The sequence below is a fragment of the Vibrio sp. JC009 genome (assembly GCF_029016485.1).
Classification (GTDB): Bacteria; Pseudomonadota; Gammaproteobacteria; order Enterobacterales; family Vibrionaceae; genus Vibrio.
Genome location: NZ_CP092106.1, coordinates 2,394,715 through 2,411,841 on the forward strand (window position 1 = coordinate 2,394,715; position 17,127 = coordinate 2,411,841).

Below are 17,127 nucleotides of genomic sequence, written 5' to 3' on the forward strand. Positions count from 1 at the left end.
AGCTTTACTCCTTAGATAATGATCAACTGACCTTCGATGGCACCTGCCTGCTTAAGAGCCTGCAAAATTGCCATTAAATCTGAAGGAGCCGCGCCCACTTCGTTTACCGCCCGAACCAGATCGTCTAATGTCAGGCCTGGTTCAAACTTAAACATCTTACCGTCTTCTTCGGTTACCTGAATATCCGTATCAGGCACAACAACCGTTTCGCCACCAGCGAACGCATTTGGCTGGCTGACGCTTAAATTCTCTTTGATCGCCACAGTCATACCACCATGAGTAACTGCAGCCGGTTTCAGTTTTACATGCTGACCCACAACAATGGTACCGGTACGCGAGTTAACAATGATTTTTGCCGCACCATCAGCCGGGTTAAATTCCAGGTTTTCGATAGCAGAAAGAAATGCCACACGCTGACTGGCATCACGCGGCGCTCTGACCTTTACAGAGGTCATATCGGTAGCATTTGCCATCTGTGGGCCAAGGAAATTATTTATTGCATCCGCCATGCGCTGAGCAGTAGTGAAATCGGACTCAATCAAATTAAAGGTAATATAGTCGCCACGGGTGAACGGGCTTGGGATTTCTCTTTCCACCATAGCACCGCTGGAGATCAGGCCAACGGTCGGGTTGTTACCAACCAGCTTAGAGCCGTCAGCACCTTCTGCTGAAAATCCGCTGACTACAAGATTCCCCTGAGCAACGGCATAAATCTCACCATCCAGACCTTTCAGGAATGTCTGAAGCAGTGTGCCGCCTCTCAGGCTTTTCGCTGAACCGATAGAAGAGACCGTAACGTCGACTTTTTGACCCTGCTTGGAAAATGGCGGTAGCTCTGCGGTAACAATCACTGCGGCCACGTTTTTGGTTTTTGGCTTGGTGCCCTGCGGCAACTGAATACCAAAGTTCTGCAGCATGGCGTTAAAGCTCTGCTCGGTGAATGGTGTTGACTCACCTGTGCCCGGCAGACCGGTTACCAATCCATAACCCACTAACTGGTTACTACGAACACCGGCAACTTCTGCAACATCTTTGATTCTTGCCGCCTGTGCACTGCTTATCAGCGCTACAGCAGAGAATATCAACACCATTAATTTCTTCATTACACAGGCCTTCTTTCACTCGTCAAAACATCGACAATTATGTTTGCTTACAGAGATACATTAAAGAATCGTGCCAAGAATCCAGGCTCTTGCATATCCTGCTGAGTTCCCGTACCTGAGTAGCGGATTCTGGCATTAGATACACGATTTGAAGCAATGGTGTTGTCAAAGGCAATATCATCCGGACGAATCGTGCCGCTCAGGCGGATATACTCGTCACCGGTATTCAGGGTCAGCCATTTTTCACCACGGATCACCAGGTTGCCGTTTGCCAGTACCTCTACCACTTCAACGGTAATGGAACCAGACAGGCTGTTGCTCTGGTTAGCGCTGGAGTTGCCTGAGAATTTATTGTCGTTGCTCAGGTTGTAAGAGAAATCGTAATCACCAAGGTTCAGGTTCTGGCCACCGACAGCCAGTGGATCCATGGTGGCATCGTTAGTCTTAGACAGGTCCGCATCGGCACTTTTCGTTGCATTGGTACTTTCATCCAGAGTGACTGTGATGATGTCACCCACACCGCGCGGTTTTGAGTCGTTATACAGATCGTTAGTCGCATTCGAGTTAAAGAGTGAACCGGTTGCCGCAGCGTAATGCTGAGGCTTTTGTGCCGGATGGATAGGCGCCCACGCAGGATCATCCGCTACCGGGTCCACGCGGTTACGAAGTGTATCTGTAATAGGACTGGTATCTTCCACCTCAGAGCGGTCACCTTCTACCGCATCTACAATCGTGGTTGCCGCTTCAATATCAGTGGTTTCAGTTACAGGCTCAGTCAGCATTGTGCAACCCGACATAACCGATACCAGCAAAACTCCAAATATACGTTTCATAGCTCTCACTCTCTCACTTATGCAACTAGCTCACTTACGCAACTATCTCAGTTAAAGCTGCTGGTTAACGAATGACTGCATCTTATCAACCGCTGAAATGACTTTAGAATTCATCTCGTAAACGCGCTGAGCTTCAATCATATTGACCAGCTCTTCTGTTACGTTCACATTTGATGTTTCCAGCATAGACTGGCGAATCTGGCCTAAACCTTCTAACCCCGGAACCCCTTCTGTCGGTTCACCACTTGCGCCCGTCGGCAGGTAAAGGTTCTGACCAATCGGCTCAAGACCGCCCGGGTTAATAAAGTCTACCGTTGTGATAGCACCAACTACCTGGTTATCAGTCTGGCCACGAACACGTACTGACACTTCACCGTCAGTACCAATAGTCACTGAGATTGCGTCATCAGGGATGGCAATTTCCGGCTCAAGTGCGTAACCCGAACCTGAAGTAACAATCACACCTTCATCGTTCAGGGTGAACTGACCGTTGCGGCTATAACCGATATTGCCGTCCGGCAGCATAATCTGGAAGAAACCGTCACCTTCGATCATCATGTCCAGACTGTTACTGGTTGTCTGCGCGTTACCATTGGTGTGGATTTTCTGGGTTGCCACCACTTTCGAACCGGCACCCAGCATCAGGCCGCTTGGCAGTTCGGTGTTCTGGGATGACTGACCACCCGCCTGGTTAATATTCTGATAAAAAAGGTCTTCAAAAACAGCGCGGCTTTTTTTGTAGCCCACTGTCGATGCGTTCGCCAGGTTGTTGGAGATGGTCGCAATATTGGTCTGCTGAGCATCTAAACCTGTTTTACTTACCCATAGTGCCGGATGCATAAATAATCCCCTTCTCTTAGCTCATTCTCAGCAGCGAATCGGACGATTTGTCCATCTCTTCTGCACTGCTCATCAGTTTGACTTGCATTTCAAACTGGCGCTGTAAATCAATTAAACTTGTCATTTCACCAATGGCGTTCACGTTACTGCCTTCCATTGCGCCCGTCATAATACGCACGCCGGCATCAGCCTCGAAGCCCTGGTCCGGATTCTTGGAGCGGAACAGACCATTGGTGTCTTTAAACAGTGAACGGTTATCCGGACGGGACAGCTTAATGCGCCCTACCTCTTCCATTGCCTCTGCAGGCGCACCCTGCGGCAACACGGAGATAGTACCGTCACGGCCGATTTCGACTTTTGCCAAAGGAACCGGAAGTGTTATCGGTGCACCCCGGTCATCCAGAATCAGATGGCCGCTGCCATTTGATAAAAGCCCTGTTTCATCAATATGCAGGTTGCCGTTTCGGGTCAGACCTTCAGCCCCGGTTTTATCCAACACGGAAATCCAGCCTTCGCCTTCTACTGTGATATCTAAATCACGGCCGGTGGTGATCACACTTCCCTGAGCAAAGCTATGGCCCGGACGCTCTGTCATGCTAAATACGCGCGATGGCAAACCTTCACCATAAGCCTGCATTGAGCGGGCTTGTGCAAGGTCAGCGCGGAAACCTGTGGTACTTACGTTCGCCAGGTTGTTCGCTCTTAGCTGCATCTCTTGCATATTTTGTTTAGCGCCACTCATGGCAAGAAACAGTGCACGATCCATAACATTTGCTCCAAAAAACTCTTCTGGATCAGTTAAAGCAATCTGCGTGCCAGTTTTTAGAACAATATGAAAAACAGGAGGATAGCACTTGTCACAGCAAGCGTTTTGCCCAGGCGGCAATTTTTTGAAGGGAGAGATTGCCGGTTAAGGCGGCAATAAGACCAGACTGCGGCAATGTAATACGGCAAACCACAGCCTGGTATCTCAGATGATTGCGAGATTAAAATGTCATATGTAATTTAGCGAATCTGCAGAATAGTCTGCTGAGTCTGGTTGTGAACTTCAAGTGAACGTGAGTTCGCCTGGAAGTTACGCTGCGCTGAAATCAGGTCCACCAGCTCCTGAGTCATATCAATGTTTGACTGCTCAAGCGTACCGTTGGTGATGCCACCGAAGGAACCTTTGTTAGATTCACCCCAAATTTTCGCACCGGAGAACTGAGTCGAATCCCACTGTGTTCCGCCTTTCTTGTCCAGTCCCTGCTCGTTAGCAACACGAACCAGAGCAACACGGCCAAGCGATACGTTTTCACCGTTTGAATAAGTACCCAGAACAGTACCATTCTCATCAAAGTCCAGCTTAGTCAGGAAACCGGTTGTAGCACCGTCTTCATCAAACTTAACCAATTCAAATGGTGCGGCAAACTGAGTTGCGCCATCCAGTTTAATACTTACCATCTGAGTCGGATCGGCACCATTCAGATCGATTGGTGGTGTACCCGCACCCAGCTGGTCAGATACGATTGGGTTGCCGCTGTTCAGGCTTGCCAGTGTACCGTCGTTGTTAAACTTCAGAGTATGACCAATATGACCGGTTGCATTAGTTGCATCACCGCCAGTGATGTTAAGTGGTTTCTCACCAGCTTCATCCGTCACTGTGTAATAAGTCTGCCAGGTGTTTGGCTGAGTCATATCCTTCAGGTAATAAGTGGTCATCTTGTAAGACTGACCCATGGAGTCATAAATCGTTGACGAAGTCGAACGGTTGTATGTTTCCTGGTCTGTAAAGTCAAACAGAGCCGGATCCTTCAGGTCACCATTTGCCGGCAAGTTTACGCCAACATCAATATTTGCCGTCTGCTTTGGCTTACCAAACTCAGGCGGAACGCTCAGAGGTGTTGGTTCATAGGAAAGCACTTCACCGGTATCCGGGTTCATCTGGTAACCAAGCAGGAACTCATCGTTAGAAGTAACCATGTAGTTATCTTTGTTCAGATGGAACGCACCATTACGGGTTAGTTCGTTCTGCTGAGGTACCATACGGTCTTTAGATACTGCAAAGAAGCCCGTACCACCGATACGCAAATCCATTGGGTTGTTGGTATAAATACTGGAACCTTCATGGAACTGCTGCGCGACTTTACTTGCCTGCGCACCACCACCAGGAGTGGTCTTCGCGTTAGTAAAAATCGAGCTTGAGTAAACATCACCAAACTCAGCACGGGACTCTTTAAAGCCGTACGTGTTGGCGTTAGCAATGTTGTTACTGGTTGTGTTCAAGTCCAACTGCGCGGCAGAAAGACCACTTAAAGCTACATATGACATTTTAAATCTCCTAATCCAGCCAGCGAATTAATTACGCTTTGCCAACTTCTAGTACTTCAGCAAGTCGAACTGGTGAATCAAAACCAGCCAGATTGAGCAGTACATTACCATCACCTTTACCAAGAAGGACGCTGTTCACATTCGCATAAGTCGAAACTTCAAACTCTGTGCTTTGTCCGTCAAGCAGGCCAGCAGCTTTTACATTATATTTGCCAGCCGGCAATGGATTACCGTTTTCATCTTTTCCGTCCCATTCAATCCGATTATCACCGGAAGGCTTCGCACCCATATCAAGGGTCCGAACAAGCTGACCAAGCTGGTCTTCAACACGGACAAACAGGTTGTCGACATTTTGAGGAAGCTTAACCATAGCAGCCATACCTGCGTTATCGGCTTTAATGCCTGCGGCACCAGGAACCAGCACATCACGTCCAACAAGCGAAGATGCCTGAAGAGCCTGATTTGAGGTCATCGATGAGTTAAGGCTTTCAAACTGCCCGTTCATCTTGTTGATGCCGTCAACGGTCGCAAATGAAGCCATTTGCGCAATCATCTGGTCATTACTGACCGGCTTAAAAGGGTCCTGCTGAGCAAGTTGCTTAGTGAGCAGAGATAAGAAGTCTTCTTGTTTAAGATCCTGCTTACCTGTGGTTTCACTAGGCTGGGTTTGCTCTTTTTGCAGCTCTTTAAGCTGATCAAGGTAAGATAAACCGCTCTGACCAACGTTGTTGATTGCCATTACGCTATCTCCTTATCGACCCATCTGCAGCGTACGCAGCAGCATTTGTTTACTCGCATCCGCTACCTGAACATTCGTCTGATATGAACGGGAAGCAGAAATCATGTTAGCCATCTCTTCCATCACGTTAACGTTCGGCTTATAGATATAACCCTCTTCGTTAGCGAGTGGGTGATCCGGGTTATATTCCGCCTGCAGAGGTTTATCACTCTCGACAATCCCCATTACTTTTACCGGAATGTTATGATCCTGGTTGTACTTCGCTTTACTTAACTCGGCTCCGAATACTGCATGGCGAGCTTTGTAGGTTTCCTTAGCGGAACCACTCACACTTTCGGCATTTGCCAGGTTGCTCGAAGTGGTATTTAGACGAACAGATTCAGCACTCATCGCAGAACCAGTTACATTGAATACATTAAATAAGCTCATCTAATTATTCCCCTTTGATTGCCTTAGTTAAGTTTTTGAATTTACTTCCTAAGAAATCCAGTGATGCCTGATGACGAATCTGGTTTTGCATAAACAGGTTACGCTCCAGATCCACATCTACCGTATTGCCATCACCGGTATCCGGCTGAGTCGGGAGGCGGTACATACTTTCCCCGGTCACAGAAGCAGCGGCAGCAATATGCCGATCATTGGTACGACGTAGCCCAAAGTTTGCCTCCGACGTTGCCGCCTGTAGCGCTCTTTGAAAGTCCATTCCCTTCGCCTTAAACCCAGGAGTGTTCGCCTGCGCAATGTTAGTAGAGATAGTCTCTGCATTGCGCTCACGCAGTCCCACCGTGTGCTGGTGGATTCCTAAAGCATTGTTGAAAGAAATGGCCATATGCTGCCTCAATTACTTCTTAAGTGACTTACTAAGATAAACAAAGCAATCTGTGTGCCAACTTCTCACGAACTTCGGATTACTTTGTTGTCCTTGGTTTGTTTGCAATATCTACGCCATGAAGGAATAGGATTTAAAGTGTCGGGTTGATCTTAGCTTAGATGGGGGGGAAATGCACGGTATGGGGTTATGGGGTTATGGGGTTATGGGGTTATGGGGTTATGGGGTTATGGGGTTATGGGGTTATGCAAGATTTGATTCGATTGCACATGATGTCAAGCTTTTTTAGCTTTTCCCCATAGCCTTATTTCCCTCAAGGACGAAGTCCGTCCCATAACCATATCCCTTATTTCAGCTTATATATAATCCCCGGATTACACCGCACCATTTCAAACTTGTCCGTCAGGCCAGTTAAAGATTCGGAAGCGCCCAGAAGCAAATATCCGCCTGGGTTCAGAGTGTTAGCGATAGAGTTCAGTACCTGAGATTTCATATCAGGTGAGAAGTAAATCAGTACGTTGCGGCAGAAAACGATATCGAACTTACCCAGCAGAGCGTAACTTTCCATCAGGTTCTGAGGGCGGAAATTGACCAGGCGCTTAACATTGTCTTTTACCTTCATTTTGCCGTCTCCTGCATCTTCAAAGAAGATACGGCGGCGTTCAGGAGAAAGACCACGGCCAAGAGCCAGGTTGTCATAGACACCGGCACGGCACATATCAAGCATGCTGGAGGAGATATCTGTCGCGGTAATAGACACGCCAGGCAGCATGCCCGGCTTTTTAGACTGAGTTTCCAGAATGGTCATTGCCATTGAATATGGCTCCTGACCGGAGGAGCTTGCCGCTGACCAGATTTTTATCGGGCGTTTCTTTGCCGCCATTTCCGGCAATAGTTTGTCGGCAAGCACAGTGAAAGGGTAGCTATCACGAAACCACAGGGTTTCATTCGTTGTCATAGCGTCCACTGCCGCGACCCTAAGGTCACGGTTGCGTCCACTTACAACGGTTTTTAACAGATCAGAAAGTGAGGTCAGCTTATATTTGCTAACAAGCGGGCTCAGGCGACTGCGTACTAAGTACTGTTTGCTGTCTCCAAGAACAATTCCGCATTGAGACTCCAGGAAGCGACAAAACTCTCTGTATTCCTGATCATTTATTGTGATAGCTGTCATTCAACTCTCTTTTTATTATTTACTTACCGCAGCTTTTACAGCAGCACCCAGTTCATCCGGGTTAAACTTCGCGATAAACTCGTTAGCGCCTACCCGCTCAACCATGGCCTGGTTGAATACCCCACTCAGGGAAGTATGCAAAATAACGTGTAAATCTTTCAGATCCGGGTTACGACGGATCTCTGCAGTAAGAGTATACCCGTCCATCTCGGGCATTTCGATATCTGATATCACCAAAGAAATGTGGTCGAAGATACTTCCGTCGGCAGCCAGTTCCACCAGTTTATCGTATGCTTCCTTACCATCCTTAACTAGGATACCTTCAAATCCGATGGATTCAATAGCTCTTTGAACCTGTTTACGGGCAACGGTGGAATCATCAGCAATCAGAATAGTACGAACAATCGGCTTTTCTTTCTCTTGTTCAACGACGGCAATCTCTTCTGCGATCTCTGTGCTCATCTGCTCTTCAACTGGTGCGATCTCAGCAAGGATCTTTTCTACATCCAGAATTTCTACCAGCTCGTTATCAATATTGGTAACGGCTGTCAGGTAGTTTGCCTTACCTGTACCTTCCGGTGGCGGAAGAATAGATTCCCAGTGCATGTTCACGATTCTTTCAACCGATGTCACCAAAAAGCCCTGAACGGTACGGTTAAACTCAGAAATAACCACAAAGCAGTTTTCCGGGTTAGGCGTTGGTCTGCCACCGATAGCCAGGCTTAAATCGATAACCGAAATAGTTTGTCCGCGAATATGCGCTACGCCAATAACCATTGGATTCAAGTTAGGCATAGAAGTTAATTGAGGACACTGAAGCACTTCTTTTACTTTAAATACGTTAATCCCATAACGCTGACGCCCCATCAGACGAAATGTTAACAGCTCTAGTCTGTTTTGACCTACCAGTTGCGTTCGCTGGTTAACTGAATCCAGAATACCGGTCATAACTTCAACTCCATCTCAAACTTCTGTATAAAAAATGATAACCTTACTAGGCTATGTTAAAGAGGTCGCACAAAATGTGCTTCATACTACAGGTTGTACCAAATATGTATTTTAACTCTAAGTATAAAGCTTTATATAAAAAACTTGATAAATCTATCGGTTTTTTCATATTTTTGTTTTCTTTATGTTGCCATGCCGCAACACAAGAGCAGCTTGAAATTATTCAAAAAGCGGCGGAAGCTCACGTAAAAAGTATAATCGAAGTTCCGCAAGGTGGTGAACTGATTGCACATGCCGCCAATTTAGACTCACGATTAAAAGTCACCAGCTGCCCTTCTCCTCTGCTTGCCTCTTCATCATCCAAGGGAAAACGCACCAGCAATGTTACCGTCCTTATAGAGTGTAGCGAAGATAACTGGCGAGTGTATGTTCCCGTAAGAACAACTCTTTCACTTCCTCTGGTCACTGCCCGCATTTCACTCACCAGAGGAGAAATTATTAGCAGACAGGACCTGACTCTTTCCATGATTGAACAAAACGCGTACCGCAGAGAGGGCTTTACCCAGCCGGAACACGTTATCGGAGCAAAGCTGAAAAAGAACATTCGTGTCGGTGAAGTGCTGGAACGTAATGATGTCTGCGTCGTTTGCCGAAACGAAAAAGTTGTCATTAAAGCCGTAAAAGGAGAAATGACGATCACAACCAAAGGGACGGCACTAACCGACGGCTCCAGAGGGGAGCAAATCAGAGTAAAAAACGACAAATCCAAGCGAATTGTTGAGGGCATTGTGACCGGCGTAGCTGAAATAACAGTGTATTTTTAATCTTTTTTAACGCAAACTAACTGGAAGAGAAATTTTTTAGAAATTATGTGAAAAAGCTCTAAAGTAATGACCCCTTCAGTCGATACTTTGGGTACGAAGTTCACTTTATAAGCGAAAAGGCTTTTATTATGGCAGGCATTGATAATATTCGCACTGGTCAGACTATGACAACAAGTCGCAGCCAGGCGCGTACAGAATCGAACACCAAACCTGATTCAGGCTCTGTATCCGGGTCAAAAACCAGTTCTGATTCTGTATCTTTGAGCCAGCAGGGTAAAGCTATGGGACAACTGCAACAGACAATGGCTTCACAGCCAAGCTTTGACAGCGCTAAGGTCGCCGCTATCAAGGAAGCAATTGCAAACGGTTCATACCGTGTTGATGCCGAAAAACTGGCTGACAACATGATGAAGTTTGAAGATGAATTAGGCGGTCTGTCTTAACAGACTGCAACTTGTACCATGGCAAAACTTGTTGACTTACTGGAATTTCAGTTAAAAAACGCACGCTCTCTTTCCGATCTGCTGGAAAAGGAGAAAGTGGCGATTGCTAAGCGTGTATCTTCTGATATTGAAGCTTTAGCGAAAGAGAAGCTGACACTGATCACTCAGTTGCAGCAGACCGATCAGCGAATTGCGGAAAATCACGATACAAAGCTTCTTGAAGAAGATGAGCAGCTGAAAGAAATTGTTACCCAGATACGCTCTGTGATGCACGATTGCAAACAGGCAAATGAAATTAACGGTCAGGCTCTGCAGAGAGCTCAGTTAAGCTACAACAAGCTGAATAACCTGATGCAGCAAAGCCGTGGTAAGTTTGGCATGACATATAATGCCGGCGGTCAGACGACCTCTGTCTCAACCCTTGGTACTGACATCAAGGCATAGAAAGACAAGAATAGAAAAAGCGGCAATATTTGCCGCTTTTTTCGTTCTGGAGATCAGGGAGAAGTTTAGAACAGTGTCTGCTGCCTCTTAGAAGGCACCTGCTGAACTTCACCGTAGTTGCGTAGCCTGTCCATTTTGTTGATGTCCAGCTCCAGCTCAGTCACATAGCTGTCACCAACCGGGTAGCTGCGAACCACTTCTGCACCACGGATAACACCGTCAACGGCACCCGTTGTTGATTCAAGGCCCAGACGCTGGTCCTGAAGGTCTGCACGACCACTTACCCGCATTCCGTAGATTTGCTCAGCCAGTTCACGGTAAGCGTCGATTTTTGACGCTCTCATGGCGCGGACACGCTTCTCTTCGTCGTTGCTGCCTTTCTGTTCGCTGATGCTTGCATAACCAACGGCTCTTAACACGGTGTCTTCTTCAATCGTCTGAAGTGGCTGACATCCCGCGGCAATTAAAACAAATGCCAGTACTAGTAGTTTTTTCATCACTCTCACTCCTGCGAAATTACTGACGCAAAATAATGGTATTGCGGGATGTTTTGCTCGGATCAGAGCGGATAATCAGTCCATCCTGAGTTCTGATGGTATTCATAGTATCCAGATCCAGACCAATGCGGTCAGCCGGAAGGAAACCCTGCGCCGTAGCTACTACCACGCGGCTTCTCAGGCCAACAACTCGTGCATTAACAATAACGCCGCCTTCCTGACGCAGCATAGTGCCTGTCAGCACATACTGAATTTCCTGCTCCTGCATCAAATCGCTCCAGTCGCGACTGATAGCAAAGTCGCCCTGCTGGGTTACACGGATTGAGCCGGTGGTTTTAAAATCAACCACCTTAAATCCACGCTGCTGCAGCTGGTGAATAAAAGCTTCTGATACAGAGTTACCCAGCCAGTTAGTCGAATCCATATGCTGTACATCGACAAACGAGGTAACAGCAATGGGTGTTCTGGCGGATACGCTGGTATTGGTGACGATAAGGTCCTCGGTCATACTTTCAATAAAGAAGTCCAGTGTATGGCGCGGATTCTCATACAGCATAAAGCGGCTTCCCTCATACGGCTCTTTACCGTTATAAATCGGGGAATAAGCGCAGGATGCCAGAAACATCGTCATTGCAGCTATAAACCATTTTTTCATTAGTTTGATCTCCAGATATACTTTCGGTGTTACTGCTCCATTTGGTAATCTCTCTTTTACCGTGTTGGAACAATCTTTGCTTTTCTGTAAATGCACTAAACGGAAAAACAACACCTGAATCAGTTACCCGATATCGAAGCAAAAACTATACCCAAATGGTAAGGCATCAATGAAAAAAATGATTTTCACATTAATTCCAGCTCTGTTTTCGCTACTATTCAGTGCCTTAGCACATTCTGAATGGTACGAAGTCACTGGCAGCACAACCTATGTTTCATCAGAAGAGACGGCAAGGGTACACGCTCTGGAAGATGCGCTATATAAGGCGATGAAGTATTCAGGTGCCGATATTGGCACCATTAGCAATCTTAGCCCCTTTCTTAGCGTGGCCAAGTCTGAATACCAGTTCACCAACCATGAGGTCCGCTACATCCGGGTTGTAGAATCCAATGCAAGTGATGGAAAAATGACGCTCAGAGCCCAGATGGATATTTACCCGTCGGCAAGAGGTTGCCATGTGGACCAGTATAAGAAGACATTTCTGGTCGGTAATGTTGACCTTGCCTCTCCTCAGCAGGCGGTAATGGGACAGATTTACAGCATTGGCGATGACTTTAGCCATGTCGTTAACCGTCAGTTGGATCAGGAATCGGTCAGCTTTGTCTCCGTGGGTACAACCGATTACCAGATTGACAGAAATCAGCCTGCCACGCTGCAGATGATCGCTGAAGATACCAACGCCCAGTACATCATCGGCGGCGTAATTACCGATATGACAGCAACTATAGAGCAGAAAGTTCTGGGTAAAGACTCCATCAACCGACAGTTTGCGCTGGAAATGCAGATTTATGACGGCAAGACCGGCCATGAGGTTTATAGCCGGGCCTACCGTGAAGTGGCTAACTGGCCGTTTCCGAAGACCAGTAAGGTTGATACCCGAAGCGCCCGTTTCTGGGCTTCCACATACGGTGAGATGCTGTTAAGAGTCAGCCGCAATATTATGCTGGATATGGAAACAGAGCTGTCGTGCAAAATTACGCTGCCGGAAGTGGTTGCCGTTCATGGCGATATGGTCACCATAGACCTTGGCCGTATTCATGGCGTCAAAGTCGGCGATAAGCTGCAACTCTGGCACACAGGTTCTTTTATTGACCAGCACGGCATACCAAGGAATAAGGTTTCTCAGAGTGAAGTGACTTACACTGTGACCAGAACCTATGATCAGGAGTCAGAGCTTGTGATTGACCAGCCGCACCTTGCCAGCAGCGTACAGATTGGCGATGTGCTGCATAAAGAGATTTATTAGCAGACTTAAGATCAAAACGGGGATGCAATTGCATCCCCGTTTTTCATTGAAAACAGTGAGTAATCAAACTTTAAACTCAGCAGCCAGGTTCTGAAGTTTATCCGCAAGTCCTGCCTGCTCCTGCGCTGCTATCGCAATTTGCTCGCCACTTTCGGCAGAGGTCTTCACACTGTCACTAATACCCTGAGCATTGGACGAAATTTCCTGTGTTGCCGCAACCTGCTGCTCTGCCGCCGCGGCTATCTGAACCGCCATTCGTGAAATATTGTCTATTGCCGAAACAACATCCTCAAGCTTCGCCTTTACATCCTGTGTTTTTCCCACACTGTCAAAGGCCAGAGATTTTGCATCATTAACCTGAGCATAGGCGCTGTTACTGTATTCCTGTAACTTGCCTACCATATTCTCAATTTCCTGCGTCGACTCCTGCGTTCTCTGTGCAAGCGAGCGGACTTCATCAGCCACAACGGCAAAACCCCGTCCCGCATCTCCTGCCCTTGCCGCTTCGATGGCAGCATTCAGGGCCAACAAATTAGTCTGCTCAGCAATTCCCTGTATCACACCAACAAATCCGGAGATCTTGCCACTGCTTTCATGAAGGTCGCTAATTGTTCCGGATGTGGACTCAATCGTTCTGGAAACCGTATCAATGGCAACAGCAGAGTCATCTACTGAGCTACTGCTTTCCGACACCAGCTGATTTGCGTTGCCGGCTTCATCTGATGTCGCCTGAATGTGGCCGGCCACTTCTTTAACCGAAGCGCTCATCTGTTCTATCGCAGCCACTACCTGAAGTACCTGAGCCTGTTCGGATTTTAGCTGGTCGGCGCTCGCTTTCACCGTAAGCGTTGATTCTTCAGATGCAGTGGCGAGCTGCTCACTGGACTGAGAAATCACCTGTATCGCAAGCGTAAATTCATCAAGCATGCGGTTCAGGTTATTCGCTATATCACCAAGCTCATCCTGGCTTACAACGCTGCAGCGAGAGGTCAGAATCTTATTGGACGCAAGTTTCATGGTGTCATTAAGCTCTTCCACCTGGGCACTGACCCCGCGAATCAGCCTGTAACTTAACAATCCGGTAGCAATAAGAAGGGCAACAGAAATCGACAAATAACATAAAAATGCCGTCTGCTGCTTTGATACTATGCCGGACGAAAGAGACAGAATCTGCTCAGTCAGAATCTCTTCCTTCTCTTTCAGAAGATTAATCCGCCGGGTTGATGCGGCAAACCACTCTTCCGCATTCTGATTTAAATCACCTGAAAAGGCTTTTTGTCTGTATCCATCCACTTCAGAAAAAGGAGCCTGCTGGATCATCCTGGTATAAGAAGCAACCTGATCAGCGAAGGCATAAACCTGAAAAGTAGAGAAGTAACTGTTCTGCTCACTCACCAGAGTGACAAACTTCTTAAACATGCCCGGTCCAAATTTACCACCACCGAATGTATTGCTTAATACTGCCCGCTCAATACCGGCCCTCTCTTTGCCCTGCAAATATTCATAGTATGCCGCAAGCGAGCGGCTGATATCCGCCACCTCGGAAACACTTACCGCCAGCCCGGGAACGGATAACAGATGTCCGTTCAGTGTCGTATAGTATTTCAACGCCTCGCCCAGAGGGGTAATTTGGGTGGTAATCCCCTGCCTCATTGACGTAATTTTTTTCAGCATATTGTTTGCTGTATCAATCACTATCCAGAGTTCAGGGTACTTCTCAAGGGTCTCACCATGTTCTGAAAGGTATTTTTTAAGATCGGCAAGGCGGCTATCGGTCTGCTTTCTCTGCTGACTCAGCTTGTCCTTAAATTTTTTACCTTTGGAGCCTAAATATCCAGCCGACATACCCCGTTCTTTCTGAAGCTCATGAACCAGCCGGCTGTTATAGGCCGACAGCTCCACGAACTGATAAATAGACTGCGCTGACGTTTTCTTATTCAGCGAATCATAAATCAGGCTACCGGAAAAATAGAGAAGTGTAACAAGCAAAGGAAGTACAACAGCAAGCAGCTTTTGTCTGACACTCAGTTGCATATGGCACCTTTATTCAGGAAATTATCATCACATATCGATTTAATTTTCATCCTTGATAAGTGCATACTTACAACCATCAGCAGCGTCGTCCATTTTGTATAAAACAGGAAAAATCAGGCGAAAATTATAATTTACTCAAAAGTGCACACCCATAATACTTTGGTAGTAACGTCAGCACCTTAGTCACAGTTTAGACTATTTATGCCAATACTGAGATTTCACGTATAAGAATTCGTCACCACGCTTTTCTTAACAACTGAATCACGTCGTCATAGGAAGCTTTTTTAGGATTAGTTACTGTACAGATATCATGAAGAATATTATTGGTCATCGTTGGTATATTGCTAACATATTCATTTTCATTAATATCCAATCCGCTGATTCGACATGGAATATCCAAAGATGCATTAAGTTGACGTATCGCCTCTAAAAATGAACTCGTACCTTCATCCATCGATGAAGCCGGTAGCCCTAAAAAGCTCGCAAGCTTTTGATATTGTATACATGCATCAAAGCTGTTGAACTCGATAACAGAAGGCAATAACACCGCATTTGCAATGCCATGAGGAATATGAAATAGACCTCCAAGGCTATGAGCAACACTATGAGTTATTCCTAATCCACTATTATTAAAGGCCATTCCTGCCATACAGGAAGCCAGAAGCAGTTGCTCACGTGCTTCCATATCTTCGCCGCTTGCATAGGCACGAGGCAAATACTTGAAAACAATCTTGATGGCATTTTCCGCATAAATCGAGGTAAAGAGATTTGCCCGGTTTGAGACGTATGCTTCAATTGCATGAGTTAACACATCCATACCTGTTGCTGCGGTAATAGACGGTGGCATTGTTCGTGTAAACCGCGCATCTAAAATGGCAAGATCAGGGGTAAGAGTTTCATCCTGAAGAGGGATTTTGATACCTTTTTTTTTGTCCGTGACAACAGAAATTGAGGTCACTTCTGAACCTGTACCACTCGTCGTAGGAATAGCAACAAGGTAAGGCGGTTGACGTACCGAATCGGCCTGAGTTGCAAAGTAAGCAACCGCTTTAGCTGCATCAATCGCAGAGCCTCCACCGATAGCAATAATTGCATTTGAGCCACTTTTCATAAAGAGATGTGTAGCAGCTGTTATCGTATCTAAGGAAGGATCAGCTTCAACTTTATCGAAAATCGTGCTTGTAACACCTTTTGATAAGTGACTTTTTACCTGATCAACAAAGCCTGTTTTAGCGATAAAACCATCTGTGACAATAAAAACATCTTTTCCTGGTAACTTATGAAGGTTATCCATGGCATTTTTGCCGTAGCAAACTTTTGTTTTTCCATAAAACTGTGTCATACATTGTTCCCAAAACTTCTCTGACGGAATGCAAATATGAAAATAAAGACTGCATATCCATCGTGGAAGGACAAACAGTCTTAAGACAATATAAACCGTCGTAGCTTAAATGATATCGGCTAGGCAATTACCAAAATTACTTATTAACTTTAGGCAGTACGTTTTCCACTTCATGATGTGGTCGTGGAATAACGTGCACACTAACAACCTCACCAACATTACCAGCCGCCGCAGCACCTGCGTCCGTTGCGGCTTTTACTGCACCTACATCACCGCGTACCATTACAGTCACCAGGCCACTGCCAACTTGCTCACGACCAACCAGCTCAACATTTGCAGATTTAACCATTGCATCAGCCGCTTCAATTGCGCCAACCAGACCTTTTGTTTCAACCATACCTAATGCGTTCATATTTCTATCTCCATCATATTATTTGCCGGACTGTGGCAAATATTTTCTATATCATTGTTTGTTGATAGCTTTTACTATTCGACAGCTCATCTCTTGCAGCTGTTTAATATCTTCAACACCAAAATCTTGTTTCAATATCGCGGCTACAGAGTAAAAGAACTTTTCTGTACTACCTGTCGCAGCCTGCTCAATACAAGCTTCACACGTGCAATCTGCAGCGCACTCGACCACTTCGGACTCCGCTGGTGAACCATGTAAAATAGATACACCTCGTTTGTTTAACTCATCTCTCGCACTTGGCGTTAAAATGATGCTCCCATCCAGATAGATAGCGTTATCCTTGACACAAATATGCTTGTCGAGAGTCTTTACTTCTACCAGTGTTTTTTTCATA

At 46.4% G+C, this 17,127-nt stretch carries 20 protein-coding genes; 4 read left to right on the plus strand and 16 right to left on the minus strand.

Features of this window, described 5'->3' with window-relative positions:
• Positions 1 to 11: 11 nt before the first annotated feature.
• From L3Q72_RS10605 to L3Q72_RS10650, 10 genes are all read right to left on the minus strand, one after another.
• Positions 12 to 1,103, minus strand: coding sequence for a flagellar basal body P-ring protein FlgI (locus L3Q72_RS10605; RefSeq protein ID WP_275129919.1), 1,092 nt, complete (start codon positions 1,101 to 1,103; stop codon positions 12 to 14).
• Positions 1,104 to 1,150: 47 nt separating this feature from the next.
• On the minus strand, positions 1,151 to 1,936 hold the full coding sequence (gene flgH / locus L3Q72_RS10610; RefSeq protein WP_275129920.1) for a flagellar basal body L-ring protein FlgH: 786 nt from the start codon (positions 1,934 to 1,936) through the stop codon (positions 1,151 to 1,153).
• Between the two features lie 51 nt (positions 1,937 to 1,987).
• Positions 1,988 to 2,776, minus strand: a complete 789-nt coding sequence (gene flgG / locus L3Q72_RS10615; RefSeq protein ID WP_275129921.1) for a flagellar basal-body rod protein FlgG — start codon at positions 2,774 to 2,776, stop codon at positions 1,988 to 1,990.
• Between the two features lie 16 nt (positions 2,777 to 2,792).
• Positions 2,793 to 3,542 carry a flagellar basal body rod protein FlgF gene (locus tag L3Q72_RS10620; protein WP_275129922.1) on the minus strand — a complete coding sequence of 250 codons (750 nt, stop codon included), beginning with the start codon at positions 3,540 to 3,542 and terminating at the stop codon, positions 2,793 to 2,795.
• A 239-nt stretch (positions 3,543 to 3,781) separates the two neighbouring features.
• Positions 3,782 to 5,086: a flagellar hook protein FlgE gene (flgE, locus tag L3Q72_RS10625; protein ID WP_275129923.1), complete on the minus strand. Its 1,305-nt coding sequence runs from the start codon at positions 5,084 to 5,086 to the stop codon at positions 3,782 to 3,784.
• 31 nt (positions 5,087 to 5,117) lie between these two features.
• Positions 5,118 to 5,825 carry a flagellar hook assembly protein FlgD gene (locus L3Q72_RS10630; protein ID WP_275129924.1) on the minus strand — a complete coding sequence of 236 codons (708 nt, stop codon included), beginning with the start codon at positions 5,823 to 5,825 and terminating at the stop codon, positions 5,118 to 5,120.
• 12 nt (positions 5,826 to 5,837) lie between these two features.
• Entirely contained in the window at positions 5,838 to 6,254 is a 417-nt protein-coding gene (flgC, locus tag L3Q72_RS10635; protein ID WP_275129925.1) for a flagellar basal body rod protein FlgC, read from the minus strand.
• A gap of 4 nt (positions 6,255 to 6,258) precedes the next feature.
• Complete coding sequence (gene flgB / locus L3Q72_RS10640) at positions 6,259 to 6,654, minus strand: flagellar basal body rod protein FlgB (RefSeq protein WP_275129926.1); 396 nt, start codon at positions 6,652 to 6,654, stop codon at positions 6,259 to 6,261.
• A 346-nt stretch (positions 6,655 to 7,000) separates the two neighbouring features.
• Positions 7,001 to 7,828: a protein-glutamate O-methyltransferase gene (locus L3Q72_RS10645; protein ID WP_275129927.1), complete on the minus strand. Its 828-nt coding sequence runs from the start codon at positions 7,826 to 7,828 to the stop codon at positions 7,001 to 7,003.
• 15 nt (positions 7,829 to 7,843) lie between these two features.
• Positions 7,844 to 8,776, minus strand: coding sequence for a chemotaxis protein CheV (locus L3Q72_RS10650; RefSeq protein WP_275129928.1), 933 nt, complete (start codon positions 8,774 to 8,776; stop codon positions 7,844 to 7,846).
• Between the two features lie 173 nt (positions 8,777 to 8,949).
• Here L3Q72_RS10650 and flgA point away from each other — a divergent pair, with 173 nt between their 5' ends.
• The 3 genes from flgA to flgN all read left to right on the plus strand — a co-directional run bounded on the left by flgA (position 8,950) and on the right by flgN (position 10,487).
• Positions 8,950 to 9,600 (plus strand): flagellar basal body P-ring formation chaperone FlgA, encoded by a 651-nt coding sequence (gene flgA, locus L3Q72_RS10655; RefSeq protein WP_342752128.1) that lies wholly within the window; start codon positions 8,950 to 8,952, stop codon positions 9,598 to 9,600.
• A gap of 128 nt (positions 9,601 to 9,728) precedes the next feature.
• Complete coding sequence (gene flgM, locus L3Q72_RS10660; RefSeq protein ID WP_275129930.1) at positions 9,729 to 10,043, plus strand: flagellar biosynthesis anti-sigma factor FlgM; 315 nt, start codon at positions 9,729 to 9,731, stop codon at positions 10,041 to 10,043.
• A gap of 18 nt (positions 10,044 to 10,061) precedes the next feature.
• Entirely contained in the window at positions 10,062 to 10,487 is a 426-nt protein-coding gene (flgN, locus tag L3Q72_RS10665; RefSeq protein WP_275129931.1) for a flagellar export chaperone FlgN, read from the plus strand.
• Positions 10,488 to 10,552: 65 nt separating this feature from the next.
• Here flgN and flgP read toward each other — a convergent pair whose 3' ends face one another.
• Positions 10,553 to 10,984 (minus strand): flagellar assembly lipoprotein FlgP, encoded by a 432-nt coding sequence (flgP, locus tag L3Q72_RS10670; protein ID WP_275129932.1) that lies wholly within the window; start codon positions 10,982 to 10,984, stop codon positions 10,553 to 10,555.
• A 19-nt stretch (positions 10,985 to 11,003) separates the two neighbouring features.
• A complete protein-coding gene (locus L3Q72_RS10675; RefSeq protein ID WP_275129933.1) occupies positions 11,004 to 11,639 on the minus strand; it encodes a FlgO family outer membrane protein in 636 nt (211 codons plus the stop codon).
• A gap of 169 nt (positions 11,640 to 11,808) precedes the next feature.
• On the opposite strand from L3Q72_RS10675, the gene L3Q72_RS10680 reads away from it, so the two are divergent.
• Positions 11,809 to 12,945, plus strand: a complete 1,137-nt coding sequence (locus tag L3Q72_RS10680; RefSeq protein ID WP_275129934.1) for a flagellar assembly protein FlgT — start codon at positions 11,809 to 11,811, stop codon at positions 12,943 to 12,945.
• Between the two features lie 63 nt (positions 12,946 to 13,008).
• Here the strand turns inward: L3Q72_RS10680 and L3Q72_RS10685 are convergent, their stop codons facing one another.
• The 4 genes from L3Q72_RS10685 to L3Q72_RS10700 form a co-directional block, all read right to left on the minus strand.
• Positions 13,009 to 14,979, minus strand: coding sequence for a methyl-accepting chemotaxis protein (locus tag L3Q72_RS10685; protein ID WP_275129935.1), 1,971 nt, complete (start codon positions 14,977 to 14,979; stop codon positions 13,009 to 13,011).
• Positions 14,980 to 15,214: 235 nt separating this feature from the next.
• Positions 15,215 to 16,321, minus strand: a complete 1,107-nt coding sequence (locus L3Q72_RS10690) for a 1-propanol dehydrogenase PduQ (RefSeq protein ID WP_275129936.1) — start codon at positions 16,319 to 16,321, stop codon at positions 15,215 to 15,217.
• 136 nt (positions 16,322 to 16,457) lie between these two features.
• Positions 16,458 to 16,733, minus strand: a complete 276-nt coding sequence (pduA, locus tag L3Q72_RS10695; protein ID WP_275129937.1) for a propanediol utilization microcompartment protein PduA — start codon at positions 16,731 to 16,733, stop codon at positions 16,458 to 16,460.
• 51 nt (positions 16,734 to 16,784) lie between these two features.
• On the minus strand, positions 16,785 to 17,126 hold the full coding sequence (locus L3Q72_RS10700) for a hypothetical protein (RefSeq protein ID WP_275129938.1): 342 nt from the start codon (positions 17,124 to 17,126) through the stop codon (positions 16,785 to 16,787).
• Between the last annotated feature and the right edge of the window lies 1 nt (position 17,127).

Bases quoted from the DNA above. Each gene is read 5' to 3' on its own strand.
- L3Q72_RS10605 (WP_275129919.1), bottom strand. From the start codon at position 1,103: ATGAAGAAATTAATGGTGTTGATATTCTCTGCTGTAGCGCTGATAAGC.
- flgH (WP_275129920.1), bottom strand. From the start codon at position 1,936: ATGAAACGTATATTTGGAGTTTTGCTGGTATCGGTTATGTCGGGTTGC.
- flgG (WP_275129921.1), bottom strand. From the start codon at position 2,776: ATGCATCCGGCACTATGGGTAAGTAAAACAGGTTTAGATGCTCAGCAG.
- L3Q72_RS10620 (WP_275129922.1), bottom strand. From the start codon at position 3,542: ATGGATCGTGCACTGTTTCTTGCCATGAGTGGCGCTAAACAAAATATG.
- flgE (WP_275129923.1), bottom strand. From the start codon at position 5,086: ATGTCATATGTAGCTTTAAGTGGTCTTTCTGCCGCGCAGTTGGACTTG.
- L3Q72_RS10630 (WP_275129924.1), bottom strand. From the start codon at position 5,825: ATGGCAATCAACAACGTTGGTCAGAGCGGTTTATCTTACCTTGATCAG.
- flgC (WP_275129925.1), bottom strand. From the start codon at position 6,254: ATGAGCTTATTTAATGTATTCAATGTAACTGGTTCTGCGATGAGTGCT.
- flgB (WP_275129926.1), bottom strand. From the start codon at position 6,654: ATGGCCATTTCTTTCAACAATGCTTTAGGAATCCACCAGCACACGGTG.
- L3Q72_RS10645 (WP_275129927.1), bottom strand. From the start codon at position 7,828: ATGACAGCTATCACAATAAATGATCAGGAATACAGAGAGTTTTGTCGC.
- L3Q72_RS10650 (WP_275129928.1), bottom strand. From the start codon at position 8,776: ATGACCGGTATTCTGGATTCAGTTAACCAGCGAACGCAACTGGTAGGT.
- flgM (WP_275129930.1), top strand. From the start codon at position 9,729: ATGGCAGGCATTGATAATATTCGCACTGGTCAGACTATGACAACAAGT.
- flgN (WP_275129931.1), top strand. From the start codon at position 10,062: ATGGCAAAACTTGTTGACTTACTGGAATTTCAGTTAAAAAACGCACGC.
- flgP (WP_275129932.1), bottom strand. From the start codon at position 10,984: ATGAAAAAACTACTAGTACTGGCATTTGTTTTAATTGCCGCGGGATGT.
- L3Q72_RS10675 (WP_275129933.1), bottom strand. From the start codon at position 11,639: ATGAAAAAATGGTTTATAGCTGCAATGACGATGTTTCTGGCATCCTGC.
- L3Q72_RS10680 (WP_275129934.1), top strand. From the start codon at position 11,809: ATGAAAAAAATGATTTTCACATTAATTCCAGCTCTGTTTTCGCTACTA.
- L3Q72_RS10685 (WP_275129935.1), bottom strand. From the start codon at position 14,979: ATGCAACTGAGTGTCAGACAAAAGCTGCTTGCTGTTGTACTTCCTTTG.
- L3Q72_RS10690 (WP_275129936.1), bottom strand. From the start codon at position 16,321: ATGACACAGTTTTATGGAAAAACAAAAGTTTGCTACGGCAAAAATGCC.
- pduA (WP_275129937.1), bottom strand. From the start codon at position 16,733: ATGAACGCATTAGGTATGGTTGAAACAAAAGGTCTGGTTGGCGCAATT.
- L3Q72_RS10700 (WP_275129938.1), bottom strand. From the start codon at position 17,126: ATGAAAAAAACACTGGTAGAAGTAAAGACTCTCGACAAGCATATTTGT.